The 20,198-nt window shown below is 42.2% G+C and carries 16 protein-coding genes and 1 tRNA gene; 12 read left to right on the forward strand and 5 right to left on the reverse strand.

What is annotated here, in order from left to right:
• Nucleotides 1–45: 45 nt before the first annotated feature.
• The 3 genes from AC5YCI_RS06445 to AC5YCI_RS06455 all read left to right on the forward strand — a co-directional run bounded on the left by AC5YCI_RS06445 (nt 46) and on the right by AC5YCI_RS06455 (nt 2,689).
• Nucleotides 46–1,365, forward strand: coding sequence for an adenylosuccinate synthase (locus AC5YCI_RS06445; RefSeq protein ID WP_496130432.1), 1,320 nt, complete (start codon nt 46–48; stop codon nt 1,363–1,365).
• Nucleotides 1,366–1,507: 142 nt separating this feature from the next.
• Nucleotides 1,508–1,813 (forward strand): hypothetical protein, encoded by a 306-nt coding sequence (locus AC5YCI_RS06450; protein ID WP_496130433.1) that lies wholly within the window; start codon nt 1,508–1,510, stop codon nt 1,811–1,813.
• A gap of 96 nt (nt 1,814–1,909) precedes the next feature.
• Entirely contained in the window at nt 1,910–2,689 is a 780-nt protein-coding gene (locus AC5YCI_RS06455; protein ID WP_496130434.1) for a M48 family metallopeptidase, read from the forward strand.
• Nucleotides 2,690–2,811: 122 nt separating this feature from the next.
• On the opposite strand, the gene AC5YCI_RS06460 is transcribed toward AC5YCI_RS06455, so the two are convergent.
• Complete coding sequence (locus tag AC5YCI_RS06460) at nt 2,812–3,861, reverse strand: NADP(H)-dependent aldo-keto reductase (protein WP_496130435.1); 1,050 nt, start codon at nt 3,859–3,861, stop codon at nt 2,812–2,814.
• A gap of 181 nt (nt 3,862–4,042) precedes the next feature.
• The gene (gene crp / locus AC5YCI_RS06465; RefSeq protein WP_496130436.1) at nt 4,043–4,750 is read right to left on the reverse strand and encodes a cAMP-activated global transcriptional regulator CRP; all 708 of its coding nucleotides are present in this window, start codon (nt 4,748–4,750) and stop codon (nt 4,043–4,045) included.
• A 145-nt stretch (nt 4,751–4,895) separates the two neighbouring features.
• Here crp and AC5YCI_RS06470 point away from each other — a divergent pair, with 145 nt between their 5' ends.
• Nucleotides 4,896–5,321, forward strand: a complete 426-nt coding sequence (locus AC5YCI_RS06470) for an OsmC family protein (RefSeq protein ID WP_496130437.1) — start codon at nt 4,896–4,898, stop codon at nt 5,319–5,321.
• Between the two features lie 337 nt (nt 5,322–5,658).
• On the forward strand, nt 5,659–8,238 hold the full coding sequence (gene clpB / locus AC5YCI_RS06475) for an ATP-dependent chaperone ClpB (protein WP_496130438.1): 2,580 nt from the start codon (nt 5,659–5,661) through the stop codon (nt 8,236–8,238).
• A gap of 48 nt (nt 8,239–8,286) precedes the next feature.
• Here clpB and rlmKL read toward each other — a convergent pair whose 3' ends face one another.
• Nucleotides 8,287–10,494: a bifunctional 23S rRNA (guanine(2069)-N(7))-methyltransferase RlmK/23S rRNA (guanine(2445)-N(2))-methyltransferase RlmL gene (gene rlmKL, locus AC5YCI_RS06480; RefSeq protein WP_496175301.1), complete on the reverse strand. Its 2,208-nt coding sequence runs from the start codon at nt 10,492–10,494 to the stop codon at nt 8,287–8,289.
• Between the two features lie 345 nt (nt 10,495–10,839).
• Here rlmKL and AC5YCI_RS06485 point away from each other — a divergent pair, with 345 nt between their 5' ends.
• The 5 genes from AC5YCI_RS06485 (at nt 10,840) to AC5YCI_RS06505 (ending at nt 16,788) form a co-directional block, all read left to right on the forward strand.
• On the forward strand, nt 10,840–11,856 hold the full coding sequence (locus AC5YCI_RS06485) for an aspartate carbamoyltransferase catalytic subunit (protein WP_496130440.1): 1,017 nt from the start codon (nt 10,840–10,842) through the stop codon (nt 11,854–11,856).
• A 10-nt stretch (nt 11,857–11,866) separates the two neighbouring features.
• Nucleotides 11,867–13,102 (forward strand): dihydroorotase, encoded by a 1,236-nt coding sequence (locus tag AC5YCI_RS06490; protein ID WP_496130441.1) that lies wholly within the window; start codon nt 11,867–11,869, stop codon nt 13,100–13,102.
• A 60-nt stretch (nt 13,103–13,162) separates the two neighbouring features.
• Nucleotides 13,163–14,296 carry a lysozyme inhibitor LprI family protein gene (locus tag AC5YCI_RS06495; protein ID WP_496130442.1) on the forward strand — a complete coding sequence of 378 codons (1,134 nt, stop codon included), beginning with the start codon at nt 13,163–13,165 and terminating at the stop codon, nt 14,294–14,296.
• Nucleotides 14,297–14,421: 125 nt separating this feature from the next.
• Complete coding sequence (locus tag AC5YCI_RS06500; protein ID WP_496130443.1) at nt 14,422–15,936, forward strand: OmpA family protein; 1,515 nt, start codon at nt 14,422–14,424, stop codon at nt 15,934–15,936.
• 81 nt (nt 15,937–16,017) lie between these two features.
• Nucleotides 16,018–16,788 carry a Rossmann-like and DUF2520 domain-containing protein gene (locus AC5YCI_RS06505; RefSeq protein ID WP_496130454.1) on the forward strand — a complete coding sequence of 257 codons (771 nt, stop codon included), beginning with the start codon at nt 16,018–16,020 and terminating at the stop codon, nt 16,786–16,788.
• 79 nt (nt 16,789–16,867) lie between these two features.
• On the opposite strand, the gene AC5YCI_RS06510 is transcribed toward AC5YCI_RS06505, so the two are convergent.
• Nucleotides 16,868–16,943 (reverse strand) — tRNA-Gly (locus AC5YCI_RS06510).
• A 62-nt stretch (nt 16,944–17,005) separates the two neighbouring features.
• The gene (gene cysS, locus AC5YCI_RS06515; RefSeq protein WP_496130444.1) at nt 17,006–18,427 is read right to left on the reverse strand and encodes a cysteine--tRNA ligase; all 1,422 of its coding nucleotides are present in this window, start codon (nt 18,425–18,427) and stop codon (nt 17,006–17,008) included.
• 229 nt (nt 18,428–18,656) lie between these two features.
• On the opposite strand from cysS, the gene AC5YCI_RS06520 reads away from it, so the two are divergent.
• On the forward strand, nt 18,657–19,634 hold the full coding sequence (locus AC5YCI_RS06520; RefSeq protein WP_496175302.1) for a KpsF/GutQ family sugar-phosphate isomerase: 978 nt from the start codon (nt 18,657–18,659) through the stop codon (nt 19,632–19,634).
• A complete protein-coding gene (locus tag AC5YCI_RS06525; RefSeq protein ID WP_496130446.1) occupies nt 19,634–20,176 on the forward strand; it encodes a KdsC family phosphatase in 543 nt (180 codons plus the stop codon). The genes AC5YCI_RS06520 and AC5YCI_RS06525 overlap by 1 nt, the downstream gene beginning before the upstream one ends.
• Nucleotides 20,177–20,198 lie beyond the last annotated feature (22 nt).

Here is a 20,198-nt window from a genome sequence, read left to right on the forward strand (position 1 = left end):
CTGGCAATAGTTTTTTTATTTTAAGCATGATGCAATGAGGCTATTATGGGCAAGAATGTTGTGGTACTTGGTACCCAATGGGGCGACGAAGGTAAAGGTAAAATCGTTGACCTGCTCACAGATCAAGCGGCAGCGGTTGTTCGTTACCAAGGCGGACACAACGCAGGTCACACACTTGTAGTTGGTGGTAAGAAAACTGTATTACACCTCATTCCATCTGGTATTTTACGTGAAAACGTATTGTGCTTAATTGGTAACGGTGTTGTTCTATCTCCAGAAGCACTGATCAAAGAGATGGACATTCTTGAAAAAGAAGGCGTACCGGTTAAAGAACGTTTACGTATTTCTCCAAACTGTCCTTTAATTTTGCCAAACCACATCGCACTGGATCAAGCGCGTGAAATCAAACGTGGTAACGCAAAAATTGGTACAACAGGTCGTGGTATTGGCCCAGCTTACGAAGACAAAGTTGCACGTCGTGCGATTCGTGTCGCTGACCTTGTACGTGGTGGTGAACATCTTAAAGCACAGTTAACTGAGCTACTTGAATACCATAACTTCCAATTAACTCAATTCTACGGCGTAGAAGCAGTTAAATTAGAAGACGTACTTGCACTTTGCGACCAATGGCGTGAAGTGGTTGCACCACTTGTAATTGATGTCACTGGCGAATTGCATAAATACCGTAAAGCTGGTGACAACATCATGTTTGAAGGTGCGCAAGGTTCACTTCTTGACGTTGACCACGGTACATACCCGTACGTGACTTCTTCAAATACAACAGCGGGTGGCGTAAGCTCAGGTTCTGGTCTTGGTCCATTACACCTTGACTATGTATTGGGTATTACCAAAGCCTACACAACGCGTGTAGGTGCAGGTCCATTCCCAACTGAACTTGTTTACGATGCTGCCAACGATGTAGGTGATGCGATTGGTAAACACTTAGGTACAGTAGGTAACGAGTTTGGTGCCTCTACAGGTCGTCAACGTCGTTGTGGTTGGTTTGATGCTGAGATTCTACGTCGTTCTGTAGAAGTGAACTCATTGTCTGGTATTTGCTTAACTAAACTTGATGTACTTGATGGTTTAGAAGAAATCAAAATCTGTGTGGGTTACGAAGCTGCAGATTCAGGTTGCGTAGGTTCTTCTGATGCACTTGCATTTGAAACTTTAAAACCGATCTACGAAACCATGCCAGGTTGGTCTGAGTCGACTTTTGGTGCTAAATCACTTGATCAGCTGCCACAAGCAGCAATCAACTATATCAAGCGTCTTGAGCAATTGATTGAATGTCCAATTGACATCATTTCAACAGGTCCTGACCGTGAGGAAACCATTGTATTGCGTCATCCATTTGATGCGTAAAGCTTGGTATTAAAAAAAGCCCATCTTCGGATGGGTTTTTTTATGCCTCAATCGTCCGACTTTGCCAAGACTAAAGTGGCAGTGACCTAAAAATTCAGCTTGTTACAATCAAGGAAAATAAAAAATCAGGAAGATTTAACCAATGCAGCGTAATATTGCCAGCACCATTTTTTATTCGCTGTTGTTTGCTATGGGTGGGGCACCCACAATCGCGATGTTTATTATTCAAGCGCAGCCGCATGATCCTGCATTGATGTATCAAATTTTTATTGGCTTAACGGTCATGATAGCCTGTGTATTGGTGCCACTGATTTTAATGCAAAATGCCTATTTATGTTGGAAACGAAAAGATCTAAAACTTGAGCAAAAGATTAAACCTTTAATGCAGTTTTATTTGCTCTTAAATGTGCTATGTTTAGTTTATTGGCTGCTGTATCAATTTACATAAATAATATCAATAGCTGTAAATTTGACATATTTATTCATCTAACAATTACCTATAATTCATGTGATTGCATCAAAATAATAGTTTGGAGATTTGTCAATGAAAAAGCTCGCCTTGAGTGCTCTTGCTGTCAGTGCACTAACATTATCAGGCTGTGCGACTGTCGCAGATATGGCTGGAGCAGATAGCGCGACTTTAAATGTCACCGCCACAGAGGGCTTTAATAAAACCATCGCTGAGGCACGTAGTAATGGCACTTTAGATACATCATCAGCAACCTATAAACGTATTAATACGGTGTTTAATAACCTACGTCCTTATGCTGATCAAATGAATCAGACGGGTACTAAATTTAATTGGCAGTTAGCGGTGTTAAAATCAGATACTGTTAATGCTTATGTGGCACCAGGCGGTAAAGTGGTGTTTTATACGGGTATTGTCACTAAACTTAACCTGACTGATGCGGAAATTGCCGCCATTATGGGCCATGAAATGGTGCATGCCTTAGAAGAGCATGCTAAGCAAAAAATTGGTGCACAGGCCCTCACTAATATCGCGCTTAACATTGGTTTAGGTTATGCAGGTGTTGGTGAAGCAGGTACTGCTGCGGCGCAATTGGGTTCGCAAATTGGTGTTGGTTTGCCGTATTCACGTAATTTAGAAAGCCGTGCGGATCAAGGTGGCTTAATGTTGATGGCACGTGCTGGATATAACCCACAAGCGGCAATTACCTTGTGGAATAAAATGAGTGCTTTAGATGGTGGCAATAAGGGTGCAAGTTTCTTATCAACACATCCATCGAATAGTGCACGTACTGAAGCAATGCGTAAGAACTTAGGCCAAGCGCAAGCTTTATATAATCAAAGCAATAAAAAATAAGTTCAGTTCAAAAAAAAGGCGACTTAAGGTCGCCTTTTTTCGAGTCATCACATCATTTTTTATAGATAAAACGAAGCTATTTTTTCTGGCTCTACATCCAAATAAGCATTGCTTTGTTTTTCTTAAGGCGCAGGATTAGGTTGTTGAATATGGATTGCTTCAATTTCTTGTAAGATTTCAGGAGATAAATCAATCTCAAAGGCATCAATATTTTGTTTGAGTTGCTCGAGGTTGGTCGCGCCGATAATCGTAGAGCTGACAAAAAACTGCTGTTTAATAAAAGCCAAGGCCAATTCGGTTAAGCTTAAACCGTGTTTTTCTGCGAGCTGTGCATACTGTTCTGTAGCCCATTCACTTTGTGGATTGCTATAGCGACTAAAACGGCTAAACAAAGTTACCCGTGCATTGGCAGGACGTGCACCGTGACGGAATTTACCGGTTAGATAACCAAAAGCTAAAGGTGAATAGGCAAGTAACCCCACACCTTCATACTGCGCAATTTCTGCCATACCCACTTCATAGCTACGATTGAGTAAGTTATATGGATTTTGTACACTAACGACTTTTTCTAAACCCAGTTTTTCCGCCAAATGCAAGAACTTAAGTGTTCCCCAAGGTGTTTCATTAGAAAGACCAATATGACGAATACGACCTGCTTTAACTTCATCACTTAAGGCGGACAGCGTTTCTTCTAAAGGTGTGATCTCTAAATTTGAGTTAGCTTCTTGATTGCTATAGCCTAACTTACCAAAAAAGTTGCTGGGGCGCTGTGGCCAATGCAGTTGATATAAATCAATATAATCAGTCTGCAAGCGTTGTAAGTTGCCATCTAAGGCAGATTGAATATCGGCTTTGTTAAAACGGGTTTGCCCATCGCGAATATGACTGCCACCTTGAGCGGGACCCGCAATTTTAGAGGCCAAAAAGACTTTGTCACGGCCGCCGTTTTGTTTTAAATAGTTACCAATAATACGTTCAGTCGCGCCTTGAGTCTCAGGCTTGGGCGGTACAGGATACATTTCTGCAGTATCCCAAAAATAAAGTCCACGTTCTAGGGCATAGTCAAGCTGGCTAAAGCCTTCAGCTTGGTTATTTTGCTCACCAAATGTCATGGTGCCTAAACAAATCTCCGGCACTAAAATACCACTTTGACCTAAGCGATTAAACTTCATTTTTGATCCTAAGTTATTGTTTGTTTATGTGCGGCTAGCTTAAGCGCTTTAAGCTACCAATGAAAATGACAATTCTTGCTATGCTTGTGCGAAATTTGTTAAAACAATTGTCCAAAATGTAGCAGAGCATAAAAAAAGGCAAATGTCGAAACATTTGCCTTAAGCTTAATGGGCTTTAAGCTTACTCGTCGTCATCTAAATCATCTTCAGGGACTTTATTGTCGTCTAAAGAGCGATCGAAAATTAAGATGGCTTTACCATCTGTTTCGATCATACCTTGCTCTTCGAGTGTTTTGAGTACACGACCCACCATTTCGCGTGAACAGCCGACAATACGGCCAATTTCTTGACGCGTAATACGAATTTGACGACCGTTAGGTAAAATCATGGCTTCAGGTTGTGAAGACAAATCAATTAAGCAACGCGCAATACGACCAGAAACATCCACAAAGGCTAAGTCAGTCACTTTACGCGTGGTATTTTTTAAACGACGCACCAACTGGGCAAATACAGCATAGCTTAAATCTGGATACAGTTTGCTTAAGTCGTGGAAGTTTTCATAGGTCACTTCAGCGATTTCGCATACATCACGCGTGCGTACCTCTGCAGTACGTTGTGGATTTGATTCAAATAAACCCATTTCCCCAAAAAAATCACCTGGATTTAAGTAGGCAACCACAATTTCGCGATCATCATCTTCGCGTAAAATAATTGAAACAGAGCCTTTAAGAATAAGATATAAAGATTTTGATTCTGTGCCTGCATCTACAATAGTTGTGCGTTTTGGGTAGCGATTAATATAGGCACGTTTAAGGAGCGCTTTAACCGAGTCTGGGAGCTGACCTGGGGATAAGGCATCAGTGCTTAATTGTGAAAAATTTGCAGTCATGCTAACAATTCCGAATGTGGATAAACGATAGGCGTTGTAACCTAAATCTGCTGCTCACACGTCAAGAGATGAAATTCCGTATCAACTCAATTTATGTTAGTGTACAGTTACAGGGTAAATTTATAGCTTTTTTTAGGTAGTTGCAATGCAAACAACAGTTCAGTGGATGGATCACGTCGCATTTGAAGCCAAATCAGAAAGTGGTCATAGTATTACCATGGATGGTGCAGAAGCCTATGGTGGACAGAACCGTGGTCCACGTCCAATGGAATTAATTTTAATGGGTTTAGGTGGCTGTGCCTCGTTTGATATTGTGACCATCTTAAAGAAATCACGCCAAGATGTGACTGATGTTGTATGTCAGCTACAAGCAGAACGTGCCGAGAGTATCCCTGCGGTGTTTACTAAAATCCATTTACACTTTGTAGTGACGGGTCGTCAGGTCAAAGATAAACAAGTGGCTAAGGCCGTTGAGTTGTCTGCTGAGAAATATTGTTCAGCCAGCAAAATGTTGTCTGATGGTGGTGTGGAAATTACGCATGATTATGAAATTATTGAAATTTCTGAATAATAATGCTTAAAAAATAATCAATTAAAAGGCTGGTGGTTTATCAGTCTTTTTTTTGATCAATTGAGGCGATCATGATCAGTTTTTGTAACATTTTTTATAAAAAAACAAAATAAATTAATCAGTTATTTAAAATGACTTACCAAGTAGAGTGTTTTTAAAAATAATTTAAAAACTCAAGCTCAGCCCTTGAAATAGTGCATCCTCACTCCAATATTAATAATGTATTTTATCTGTATTTTTTATTTAAGTTTTTGAAAAATATATAAAAATAAATTGAAAAATACAGAACTGCTCCCATATATGCTTCAAGTCGAACATTTGCTGAGGAACAATAACAATGCGTTTTGAGAAATTTACCAATCGCTTACAGCAATCTCTATCAGATGCGCAGTCATTGGCTATGCGCCATGATCATACTGCAATTGATACGATTCATATTTTAGCCAGCTTACTTGAAGAAGCGAGCAATTTAAGCCTGTTACAACAAGCAGGTGGCAATCTACAGCAACTCAAAACTGCACTCCAACAAGCACTTAATGATGCTGCTCAGCTTGGTACACCAAGTGCGGATATCAATTTAAATCCTGAAGCGGTGAAAGCCTTAACCCTCGCAGACAGTTATGCCAATAAAGCGGGCGATGAGTTTTTATCTACCGATTGGGTGCTATTGGGTTTAAGTGAAGTGGGTGCCAGTAAAAATCTATTGCAAAAAAGTGGCGTAAACAGTCAAAGCTTACGCCAAGTGATTGAAAAAATCCGAGGGGATGAAAAAGTCATGAGCAATAATCATGAAGATCAACGTGACTCACTCAATAAATACACCATTGATTTAAATGAGCGTGCTTTAGCAGGCAAATTAGATCCTGTGATTGGGCGTGACGATGAAATTCGTCGTACCATTCAAGTCTTATCGCGTCGTACCAAAAATAATCCGGTATTGATTGGTGAGCCAGGTGTAGGTAAAACCGCCATTGTAGAAGGTTTGGCGCAGCGTATTGTGAATGGTGAAGTGCCAGACAGCTTAAAAGGCAAACGCGTGTTGTCACTGGATTTAGGCGCATTATTGGCGGGCGCTAAATATCGTGGTGAGTTTGAAGAGCGTTTAAAAGCGGTACTTAAAGATTTAGCTAAACAGGATGGCGAAATCATTTTGTTTATTGATGAGCTGCATACGCTTGTGGGTGCAGGTAAAGGCGATGGCGCGATGGATGCTGGCAATATGCTTAAACCAGCCCTAGCACGTGGTGAATTACGCTGTGTGGGTGCAACCACCTTAGATGAATATCGTCAGTACATCGAAAAAGATGCTGCGCTCGAGCGTCGTTTCCAAAAAGTCTTGGTGGATGAGCCAAGTGTGGAAGACACCATTGCGATTTTACGTGGTTTAAAAGAGCGTTATGCCACCCATCATGGCGTGCAGATTTTAGATTCAGCCATTATTGCTGCGGCAAAAATGTCACATCGTTATATCACTGACCGTCAATTGCCAGATAAAGCCATTGATTTAATTGATGAGGCTGCATCACGCATTAAAATGGAACTGGATTCTAAGCCAGAGAGTTTAGACAAACTCGAGCGCCGTTTAATTCAACTGAAAATGCAATTGGCTGCGGTGCAAAAAGATGAAGATGCCGGCGCCAAAGCTGAAGTTGATCATCTGCAAGCGCAAATCGCCGAAGTGGAAAAAGAGTATAACGATTTAGAAGAAATCTGGCGTGCCGATAAAGCCTTGGTTGAAGGCAATAAAGATTTACAAGTCAAGCTCGATCAAGCACGTATTGCTTTAGAAAAAGCACAGCGTGAAGGTAACTTAGAAGAAGCAGGGCGTTTGCAATATGGCGTGATTCCTGAGTTACAAAAGCAAATTGAACGTGTCGAAACTGCAACTGAAAGTGAAGCACCAAAATTGCTACGTAACAAAGTCACAGACAATGAAATTGCCGAAGTGGTGAGTGCAGCAACTGGCATTCCTGTGGCCAAAATGCTGCAAGGTGAGCGTGAAAAACTGCTGCATATGGAAGATTTCTTGCATCAGCGTGTGGTAGGTCAAGATGAAGCTGTAGTGGCTGTTGCCAATGCGGTACGGCGTTCACGCGCAGGTTTATCCGATCCTAACCGTCCAAGTGGTTCATTCTTGTTCTTAGGGCCAACGGGTGTGGGTAAAACCGAACTCACCAAAGCCTTAGCCAACTTCTTATTTGACGATGATAGCGCCATGATTCGCATTGATATGTCTGAATTTATGGAAAAACATTCAGTCAGCCGTTTGGTGGGTGCGCCTCCGGGCTATGTCGGTTATGAAGAGGGTGGTGTACTCACCGAGGCTGTGCGTCGTAAACCCTATAGCGTAGTGTTGTTTGACGAAGTGGAAAAAGCCCATCCAGATGTGTTTAACATTTTGCTACAAGTGTTGGATGATGGTCGTTTAACCGACTCCCAAGGCCGTGTAGTGGACTTTAAAAACACTGTGATTGTGATGACGTCCAACTTAGGCTCAAATGATGTGAGTGAACTAGGCAATCATGCAACGGATGATGAAGTACGTAGTGTGGTGATGGCGGCGGTCAGTGAACACTTCCGTCCTGAGTTTATTAACCGTATTGATGAACTGGTGATTTTCCATAGTCTGAAAAAAGCCCAGATTCGTGGGATTGCCGATATTCAACTCGAGCGTTTACGCAGTCGTTTGGTGGAACGTGATCTAAAATTGACCTTAGATGACGCTGCGTTTGATCAATTGATTGATGCAGGTTTTGATCCTGTGTACGGTGCGCGACCATTGAAACGTGCCATTCAGCAACAAGTGGAAAATGGTTTGGCACAGCGTATCTTAGCGGGTGACTATGTACCAGGTGACAATATTTTAGTCACAGCAGAAAATGGTCAATTGGTGTTTGATAAAGTCAAATTAAGTTAATGCAATAAAAAAAACCGCGCCTTGGCGCGGTTTTTTTATATACAAATATTAGTCCGTTTGAGGATGTTTAATTTTCCAAGAACGGTGAATTTTTTGGTTACGTTTAAAGTCAGGCCCAATGGTTTCGCTTGAAATTTCTTCCACATCAAAGAAGGCTAAAATTTCTTCGTCCATTTCAAAACCACGGTAGTTATTTGAGAAGTATAAGGTACCTTCTGTGGTTAAGCGGTTCATGGCGCGTTTTAGCAATGACAAATGGTCACGCTGTACATCAAAAGTACCATAGAATTTCTTAGAGTTGGAGAACGTTGGTGGATCAATAAAGATCAAGTCATATTGCTCATGACCTTCTTTTAACCACTCAAAGCAATCTGATGCAAAGAACATATGTTGTTCGTCAGCATGATCAACCGTTAAGCCATTGAGTACAAAGTTCTCTTTAGACCAGTTGAGATATGTATTGGACAAATCGACGCTGGTGGTACTTGCAGCACCGCCTAAAGCAGCATGTAGACTGGCTGTAGAGGTATAACTATACAAGTTTAAGAAGTGTTTACCTTTGGCCTCTTTGGCAATACGTAAACGCATTTGACGGTGATCGAGGAACAAACCAGTATCTAAATAGTCAGTTAAGTTGACTAAAATTTTAGCTTTGCCTTCTTGTACAATAAAACGCTTAGAGGCAGTACTTTGTTTGGTGTACTGGTTCTTACCTTCTTGACGGGCACGCGTTTTAATAAAGATCGCATCACGACCTAGACCCGTTACAGAGCGAATCGCTTGTAAGGCTAAGTTAAAGCGTTTTTTGGCTTTTTCAGGGTCAATGGTTTTAGGTGGCGCATATTCTTGCACATGCAAGCGATCGCCATATAAGTCAATTGCAACGTTAAAGTCAGGTAAGTCAGCATCATATAAACGTAAGCAATAAATACCTTCTTTGACTGCCCATTTCTTTAAAGTTTGCATGTTTTTGGTTAAACGATTGGCAAACTCAACAGCACCTTCAATTGGCTCAAACTGTTGTGGCTGCCATTCTGCCAAGAATGGTACAACTACGCTGGCCGGTTTTACTTGACCTGAACGAATGTAAATCGGTAATTTACCGTTCATTAAACGTAAGGTTTGTGGTGCATTAAAAGCAAGAACATCGGCTTGTTCAATTTGCGAGGCAATCACTGCCGCAGTTTGATTTGGGAAGTTCTTTTGTAACAGTGCTGATAAACCTAAATATAAAGCACGGTTTGAGGCTTTTTCACCTAAACGCTCACCGTATGGCGGGTTCGTCACCACAAAGGCATGTTTGCCTTCAGCTTTAAAGTCAGGCCAGTCGGCTAAAGTACGTTCTTCAATTTGAATTTGATCGAGTAGATTTTCAAAACCTGCCGCAATAATATTTTTCTTGGTGGCTTTAACTGCTTCCCAGTCGGCATCAAAGGCATACATTTTTGGTAAGTCTTTCGCAAGACCTGCTTGATGACGTTCAGCCGCTTCGGCCTTAATGCTCATCCACAGTTCGTGGTTATGACCATTCCAGCCATTAAAGCCAAAACGACGTACAAGACCCGGTGCACGATCCGTTAAAATCATTAATGATTCAATGATAAAGGTACCTGAACCACACATTGGATCGAGTAAAACTTCAGGCTGTACGTGTGCTAATTGTGCTTTATGTAAAATCGCAGCTGCTAAGTTTTCTTTAATAGGCGCATCAGTCATATAGTGACGATAGCCACGTTTATGTAATGAATCACCCGATAAATCTAAACAATAGGTATGCTCAGTTTTACCTGCCAAAATGTACATGGTGATTTCAGGTGCTTTGGTGTCAATACTTGGACGTTTACCCACGGCTTCCATAAAGGAATCGACGACACCATCTTTAGCACGTAAGGTCGCAAACTGAGTGTTGACTTTAATTTCGCGCTCGGTATGTAAACGAATGGCAAAGGTGCTTTGCGGAGCAAAAATCAATGACCAGTCAAAAGCCATTGCACCTTCATAGAGTTCTTCGGCAACATCACGCGCATCATGACTAAACTCAATGGCATGCGTGTGAATTGGCATTAACACACGTGAGGCTAAACGTGACCACATGCAAATGCGATAAGCATGTTCGAGTGTGCCTTGGAAAATTAAACGACCCGGTAAACGCTCAATCTTTTGAATTCCTAAATTTTCGATTTCTTCTTGAAGGAGGAGTTCAAGTCCATCTGCACAGGTGACCCAATACGTAGAAAGACGGGTTTTCGAATTCATGTAAATTTCCAAAAGCAATAAAGCAATCTATTATTTTAGCGTATTTTAGGCAGTTTAGGGGAGGGGCGTGAGGATTGTTTCAGGCTTTTCTTTTTTTAACCATGAACGCTTAAAAATACTACATATCATGGGCGGTGAAGATATGCCTAAAACTGCAGCTTTATTTGAGGAAAGCACACAGTATATCGAGAATCTGTTTAAATTATCTAATTGAATTATCAAATAAGAATTTTAGTTTTAATTTTTATTTACTCAGCTGCTTTTTGTACGAATGGTGTCTAGCTCATCTGCCCAAAGCCTTTAATCTCTGTATAATGCATCAACTTAACCGATAAGGAATCTCTCATGCACTTTGCTGCATTACACACCCCGAGCCAGATTCAACTCAATAAACACGGCAATTTAAAACATTTTTTGACCATTGAAGGTCTTTCAAAACAAACCCTCACCCAAATTTTAGATACTGCACAATCTTTCTTTAATGAACAAAATCAACTGATCACCAATAATTTGCTCGAAGGCAAAACGGTGATGAACTTGTTTTTTGAAAATTCAACTCGTACTCGTACTACTTTTGAAGCAGCTGCAAAACGTCTATCAGCCAACGTACTCAACATTGATATTGCCCGTTCAAGTACCTCTAAAGGTGAAACGCTGCGCGATACGCTATGGAATTTAGAAGCCATGGCCACCGATATTTTTGTGGTGCGTCATTCATCTTCAGGCGCAGCGCATTTTATTGCCAAAGACATTTGCCCAAATGTGGCCATTATTAACGCAGGTGATGGTCGTCACGCACATCCGACTCAAGCGATGCTGGATATGCTGACCATTCGCCGTGAAACCAAAAAGAATTTTGAAGACATGTCGATTGCCATTATTGGCGATATCAAACATTCACGCGTGGCACGTTCCGATGTTGCAGCACTACAAACTTTAGGTTGTAAAGATATTCGCGTGATTGCACCCAATACGCTCCTGCCTTACGGTTTTGACGAATATGGCCCAGAAGTGCGTTTATTTAACGATATGGAAGCGGGAATTCAAGACTGTGACGTGATTATTACTTTACGTATTCAAAATGAACGGATTGATTCACCAGCATTGGCATCTCAAGCTGAGTTTTATCGTATGTATGGTTTAAACCAAGAACGTTTAGCGCTGGCAAAACCAGATTGTATCGTGATGCATCCGGGACCGATGAACCGTGGCGTTGAAATTGATTCAAGTATTGCCGATGGCCCACAGGCGGTGATTTTAAATCAGGTGACGAACGGGATTGCGGTACGTATGGCAGTGTTGGCGCTTGCAATGCAAGGTCAGCTTGAAGCACAAGGTTTAATTGAAGCGATTGCAGGTTAAGGGATCAGTCATGACTATTGTAAAAATTGAAAACGTACGCGTACTCGACCCGATTGCTCAAACTGACAGCGTTGAAACCGTGTATATCCAAAATGGTAAACGCATTGCAGCTGTAGACACTGTGGATGAAACTATTGATGGTCAAGGCAAATGGTTGATGCCGACTATGGTGGATTTATGTGCACGTTTACGTGAACCGGGTCAGCAGCAACACGGGACTTTAAAATCTGAAGGTCGTGCAGCACGCGAAAACGGGATTTTGCATGTCTTTACCCCACCAGATTCTAAGCCGATTGTACAAGACAATGGCGCGCTTATTCATGGCTTAGTCGAAAAAGCCATGCTTGATGGTGGTATCTATTTAGAAGTGATTGGTGCACAAACTCAAGGTTTAAAAGGTCAGCAACCAGCGAATATGGCGGGTCTTAAAAAAGGTGGTTGTAGCGCCGTGACCAATGCCAACGCAGCATTTGCTGATGACGATGTGGTGCTTCGTACCCTAGAATATGCAGCTGGTCTCAATATGACCGTGGTATTTTATGCAGAAGAACCACAAATTGCCAAAGATGGCTGCGTACATGAAGGCTTTATTGCATCACGCCAAGGCTTACCGATGATTCCAGCACTGGCTGAAACGGTTGCCATTGCCAAGTATTTACTCATGGTCGAAGCCACTAAAGTCCGTGCGCATTTTGGTCTACTGTCAAGTGGTGCATCTGTAGCACTCATTCAAGCAGCCAAAGCCAAGGGTTTACCTGTGACCTGTGATGTAGCCATGCATCAACTGCATTTAACCGATGATTTAATTGATGGTTTTAACTCACTGGCACATGTACGTCCACCGTTACGTTCAGAGCAAGATAAACAGCTTTTACGTCAAGGTTTAAAAGATGGCGTGATTGATGCCATTTGTACCCATCATGAACCGCTCAGTGGCTCGGCAAAAATGGCCCCATTTGCTGAAACTGAGCCAGGAATTAGTGCATTTGATACGTTTATCGCCTTAGGTGTACAACTGGTGGATGAAGACTTATTATCAGCTTTAGAATGGGTTGAAAAAGTGACGCTTGCACCAGCTCAAGTGGCACAAATGGCTGAGCGCTGGCAGCGTGAAGCGGGCTTGGTTTTGGTTGACCCAGACTTAACATGGACCGTAGACAAAACCACAATTTTGTCACAAGGTAAAAATACGCCATTGCTGCAACAGGTACTCAAAGGTAAAGCATTGCGTACATTCAATGCATAAGCCTGAAGTATAGGTAAAAAGTCAGCTGCGGCTGACTTTTTTTATGCAAAGAGGGATGCTATGCGAAGAACAATAGGATGTTTGGCGGTGGCGATATTGCTCGCAGCTTGTCAACAGGAAGTGGCGCTAGAAAAAAATCAATGCAACGCAGACAGCTCCAAACAATTACTGATACAAAATTTAGAAAAAAATGTGCAACAACAATCTGTTCTACACCTGCAACAGCTAACCAAAAATGATGATCTACACATAGATCTGGCGCAATTACGCCAGCAATTATCAAGATGGCAATTTAACGTCACTGATGTGCGTACTGATCAAGCCGATGACAAAACCACTAAGCTACGTTGTGTTACCACCTTAGTGGCCAAAATGCCGCCAGATATGCTTATGGATGCGAATGCCACACGTGCCATCCGCGAACAGCCCACGGTGGCTCAGCAAGCCTTACTGGCACATTTAGAATTAAATCATTCCCAAGCCTTAGTGCAGCTGCATTATGCGGTACAACCCACCGACGATGGCAGTAAACTGTATGTGACTTTAGATAATCCCGAACCCTTGGCAGGTTTTATTCGCGATGTGAGTCTAGATGCGTTATTGCGTATCCCTTTAGAAGATGCGATTGTCGAGCAGCAACAACAAGAACAGCAATATATCGAACAACAGCAACAGCTACACGCTGCTTACCAAAATGTATTAGCTGAAGAAGCTAGAAACCGCCGTGACGTGGCAAATCAACAAATTAATTTAGTTTGGAATGCCACTACGCCACAAATTCGCAAATATCTATTGCCTGAGCAGCGTTTATGGCTGAAAAAACGCAAACTCGAATGTGAATTGGAAAGCCAAGAAGCCGAGCAAGCCGACGCTGCATACTTCGATTGTGAAGCCAAAATGACACGGGTCAGAACACAACTTTTAAGCAGCAAAATCCAACAACTCGAGCAACAAGTCGCACAAAGTGCACAGGCACGCGCAGCAGCAGTACAGGTACGTGCAGAACAACAACAGCGTGCCGCGCAAGTAATCGAGCGGCAGCAACAAGCAGATCAATTGGCGCGAGAGCGCCAAGAACAAGCCACCGCACAAGCCGAAGCACGCGCCTATGAAGCAGCGCGTTTAGAAGCTGAACGCGTACGTCTTGAACAGGCAGTCCAAGAAGCGCAGGCCATAGCAGAACAACAGCAGTGATGTTAGCTGTCAGGATTGACTAGAAATCATACAATTATTTACATAGTCTAAAGAAAGGCTCTTTACACTAAAAATGTAACTTAGATTACAAGCATACAATAATCACAATAAAATGAGGTCTTGGTATGACATTAGATATCATTGAAGTACTCAAGCAGAAAGTCTCTGCGATGGTATTGGATGGTGAAAAAGACTATGTCGTAGAAAAAAATCAGGCATTAGGCGCTTTTTATCCCATTTTACTTGCCTTACTCAAATCAAAGCCGGGCTTAATCCAAAGCTTACAAAATCAACTCAATCCAAGGATTACGGATTTATTTGCGGGCAATAGTGATTCAAAACAGCAATTACTTCAGCATTTGAGTCCCACTATTCCAGTTGATCAAACCGAAGCCACCTTAAACCGTGCCATCGCGCCGACTTTAAATGTACTTGAAAATGAAGCAGGCACTGCCGATGATGATGGTATTGCCCATTTCTTAACCACACAGTGGGCCAATATTCAACGTCACTTACCGACATGGGCATTGCCAATTTTGGCAGGTTTGGGTGTCACCACTGCTGCTGCACAAAATGTGCATCCAACGCCTACAACAACATCTGTGCATCCGCCAAAAGAAGAGAAAAAGTCAGGCTTTTTGCTGCCATTAATTGCTTTTTTAATTCTTGCAGCGTTATTGGCATTTTTATTTAAAGCCTGTAATGGTGATAAAAAAGTTGATCCTGCAACACCTGCGGCCACACAAGCGGCAGCAACTGAAGCTGCGCGTTTACAGTTAAATACAGGTGCGACGGGTGATTTAGTTACTTGTCAGGTGTATCTAAATAATCCGAAATACATGGATATCTTACAAAAAGAGGTGAAACAAATCTTTAACAATCCAACGGGCTGTGGTGCAGAGAGTAATGCCATGTATGGGAATGCTTTTGTCGATCAGGATGTAATTCCAACAGTATTAAAACATGTCAAAGGTGTACCCAATACCAATTTAGAATGGCAGGGGGATCAGTTGACAATCCAATCGGCTAACCCTGCTGATGCGGAAAGTTTAGCGGCTAAAATTAATCCACTGCTCAATAAATTAAAATTGTCAGTGTTGCCTGTTGTGGGTGCAGCCAGTGAGGCAGCCGCCATGCCAGCCAGTACGCCGGCTGAAGTGGATCGTGCCATTAATGATAGTGTGACCCAAGCAGGTCAAGCCTTATCAAGTATTGATCGTAATAACGTGACAGCACTGGATATTGCCAGTGCACTGAATTTACAGATTATTAACTTTGCGACTGCCTCAAGTGAAATTCCACAAACTAATAAAGCCATTTTAGATCAAGCTGCTGAATTGATGAAAAGTGCGCCACATGTGGGGCTAACGGTGGAAGGACATACCGATAGCGTGGGTAATGCTGCATCTAACAAGAGTTTATCCTTACAACGTGCCCAAGCTGTGGCTAAATATCTCGTCAGTCAAGGGGTGAATCCGAATCAGCTCAAAGCAGTTGGGTTTGGTCAAGAAAAGCCAGTGGCCGACAATGCAACTGAAGCGGGCAAATTTAAAAACCGTCGTATTGAGTTTAAAGTGGTCAATACCGAAACCGGTACCGTGCGTACGGTAGATGAGCAAGGTGTTAAAAAACAGCCTTAAGCGAAGTACGATAAAAAGGACGAATTGCTTCGTCCTTTTTTTATTGGCATGCTGTCACAAATGTTCAAGACTGAAGATATTATGCGAATTAGTTTACTGGGCGCGGGACGCGTCGCGCATCATTTAGCACATGTTTTAGCCAAACAGCATCAAATTGTAGATATTTATAGTCGCAGCTTAAGCTCAGCGCAACAGCTGGCTGATCGCGTGGCGGCACGTGCGGTCAGTGAGGTACAGCATTTAAACCCTGAGATTGATTTGGTAATTATTGCGGTCAGTGATCAAGCAATTCAAAGCGTGATTCAAGCGGTAGCGCCGTATTTGACCGAGGCTTGTATTGTGCATACTTCAGGCAGTACCCATATTAATGTGCTCAGCCAAGAGCATTCCCGTGTAGGCGTATTTTATCCGTTACAAAGCTTTAGTTTTGAAAGTCAAATTGATTGGACCAGTACGCCGCTGTTTATTGAAGCACAGCATGAGCAGGATCAAGGCCAATTATTGCACTTAGCTCAGCAGATCAGTGAGCGTGTTTATGCTTACACCTCTGAGCAACGTTTAAGCTTACATTTGGCTGCGGTATTTGCTTGTAATTTTAGCAATTCTTGTTTTGCTATGGCCAAGCAAATCTTAGATGCCAAACACGTTGATTTTAGTTTGCTTTATCCACTTATGCGAGAAACGACGCATAAAGCCACTCAGTATGATCCGAAACAGGTGCAAACAGGGCCAGCCATACGCGGTGATCAGCATATTTTAAATATGCATCAACAAATGCTGATAGATGCTAAGCGTGAAGATTTGCAGCAAGTCTATGCGCTCATGAGTCAGCAGATTCAACAGCAGCAATAACAACAGGGGAGTAAGCACTCCCTTTAAATTTTTAAGCATAAAAAAAGCCGAGATTGTTAATCTCGGCTTTTTCATATTCTGGAGCGGGAAAGGAGACTCGAACTCCCGACCCCAACCTTGGCAAGGTTATGCTCTACCAACTGAGCTATTCCCGCAATGAGGGTTATTATAGAGCATCGAAGCACAATGTCAACGCTGTACAATATTGACTGCTCAATTAATCAGCACGACGCCATACTGTACCTTGACGGGTATCTTCTAAAACAATGCCTTGATCGAGCAAATGTTGACGGATTTCATCGGCACGCGCGAATTCTTTGGCTTTTTTAGCATCCACACGCTGTTGAATGAAATCTTCAATTTGTTCAGGGCTTAGACCTAGGGCTTCCTGACCAATATCTGATTTTAGGAATTCATCTACATCGTACTGCACTAAACCTAAAATATCGGTTAAGTGACGCAGTGTTGCATAGGCGATGTGCGCTTGCTCAGCATTTTGCTCTTTCACTGCGGTATTTAATGTTTTGTTAATTTCAAACAATACTGCAATGGCTTCTGAGGTATTAAAGTCATCACGCATGGCGGTATTAAAGCGTTCTACTAAAGTTTCGTCTACCGCTGCAAGTACTTGATGACCATAAACCGCTTGATAGGCTTTAAATGAATGATAGAAGCGGGTTAAGGTGGTTTTGGCTTCTTTTAAGGCAAAATCAGAGAAATTCACTGGGCTACGATAATGTGAAGACACGATAAAGTAACGAATCACTTCAGGGTGGAATTTCTCCATTACATCACGAATGGTAAAGAAGTTGCCTAAAGATTTAGACATTTTCTCGCCATCAACGTTAATGAAGCCGACATGCATCCAATAATTGACATATTGTTCGCCAGTTGCTGCTTCAGATTGCGCGATTTCATTTTCATGGTGCGGGAAGGTTAAGTCTGAACCGCCGCCATGAATATCAAAATGGTTGCCTAAGCAGCAGGTCGACATGGCTGAACATTCAATATGCCAACCCGGACGACCATTGCCCCAAGGTGACGCCCAAGACGGTTCGTTTTCTTTGGCATGTTTCCATAACACAAAGTCAAACGGATGTTTTTTCTCAACTTCAACATCGACACGTTCAGATGCACCCGCTTGCATATCTTCAAGTTTACGACCTGACAAACGACCGTATTTGGCAAATTTTTCTACTTGGAAGTAAACATCGCCATTGCTAGATGGATAAGCAGTACCGTTATCCACTAAAGTGCCAATCATATTTTGCATTTGACCAATATAGTCAGTCGCGCGCGGTGCTTCATCTGGGTGTAAACAACCTAAGTTTTCGGCATCTTCATTCATGGCTTGAATAAAGCGGTCGGTTAATTGCGTAATTGATTCGCCATTTTCATTGGCACGTTTAATAATTTTGTCGTCAATGTCGGTGATATTACGTACATATTTAACTTTCCAGCCTTGACTACGTAAGAAGCGAATAATGTAGTCAAATGCAACCATGACACGCGCATGTCCAATATGACAGTAGTCATAGACGGTCATACCGCAAACATACATGTCAATTTGACCTTCTACACGGGGTACGAATTCTACTTTTTTGCGCTGCTCTGAGTTATAGAGAACAAATGGTTGCATGGCTTTTTCAATAAAAATTAACAAAAAGATGCGCTAATCATAACGTAACGCCCATTTTTCACAAAGTTTTCCGCGCTATTTTCCCAAAGCCAAGTGTGATCTTGCAAAAAGCAGGCGATTTTAAAAATGCCATTTGCATAGATATGCTAAAATTTGCGAAAATTCATTTTTGCTGACACCCCCTGATACACGCAGTAGCGTGAAGGTTAAGACATTGAATCCACCAAACATGCCCAATCTCGTCGACTTTGAAAAAGTTGCTTTAGAAACCTTAAAGATTGAAGAACAAGCATTGCAAGTCTTGGCAACACAGATTGACGCGCGTTTTCGCCGTGCCTGTGAAATTATTTTGCAATGCCAAGGTCGTCTTGTGATTACAGGTATGGGGAAGTCTGGGCATATTGGACGTAAAATGGCAGCAACTTTTGCTTCTACAGGCACACCATCATTCTTTATGCATCCGGGCGAGGCAGGTCATGGTGATCTCGGCATGCTCATGCGTGGTGATGTGCTCATCGCGATTTCAAATTCTGGCAAAAGTGATGAAATTATGATGCTGATGCCATTGATTAAGCATTTACAAGTGCCACTGATTACCATTAGTGGCGATGCTTCAGGTCCTATGCCACAAAATGCTGATGTTGCTTTAACCTTGGGCAATATTACTGAAGCCTGTCCACTCGGTTTAGCACCCACCTCAAGTACCACAGCAACTTTAGCCTTAGGTGATGCTTTAGCCGTGGCGCTGCTTGATGCGCGTGGCTTTACTGCTGATGACTTTGCCCGTTCGCATCCTGCTGGTGCATTAGGTAAACGTTTATTGTTACATGTCAAACATTTAATGCATACGGGCAAAGACTTACCCAAAGTTTCACCAAGCACACCAATGAATCAAGTGTTGTATGAAATTTCGGATAAACGCTTAGGTTTGACCACTGTTGTGGACGAAAACGATACCTTGTTAGGTATTTTTACCGATGGTGATTTACGTCGTTTAATTGACAAACAACAAGGCTTTGACGTGAATTTACCAGTGTCTGAGGTCATGATTGCTCAGCCCTCGACCATTTCGGCAGAGGCACGTGCAGTTGAGGCCTTAGAAAAATTACGTGATAAAAAGATTAACCAATTTGTAGTAGTGAATGATGCCAATCAAGTGATTGGCGTGATTAGCATGCATGATTTAATTCAAGCTGGGGTAAATTAATGGCTTCTTATATTTTGTTGGAACAAGCGCGTCACATTGAAGCCTTGGTACTAGATGTCGATGGGATTTTAAGTGACGGTTTTGTGACTTTAACCAACACAGGGGATGAGATTAAATCCTTTGATATCCGTGATGGTTTAGGCATGAAACTGGTGCAACAAGCAGGAATTAAAGTCATTATTATCACAGGTCGTAAGAGCAATATTGTTGAAAAACGCATGTCTGATCTTGGGGTGGATTTGGTTTATCAAGGCCGTGAAGATAAAGGCACTGCTTTACGTGAAGCCTGTGCACAATTAAACATTAAGCCCGAAGATTGCCTGTATATGGGCGATGATTGGCCAGATTTATCTGCCTTTGCCATTGCGGGCATGAAAGTGACTGTACCCAATGGTCATTTAGAAGTGCGCCGCCGTGCCGATTTAGTCACCCAAGCCTATGGTGGACGCGGAGCCGTGCGTGAGATTTGTGACATGTTGTTAATGTCCAAAGGTGTATACGAAGAGTTACTTGAAAAATACACCGCAATCCCACATAAATAATTCAACCGTTTAAGTGAAACCA

This window comes from Acinetobacter sp. CY17 (assembly GCF_059515825.1).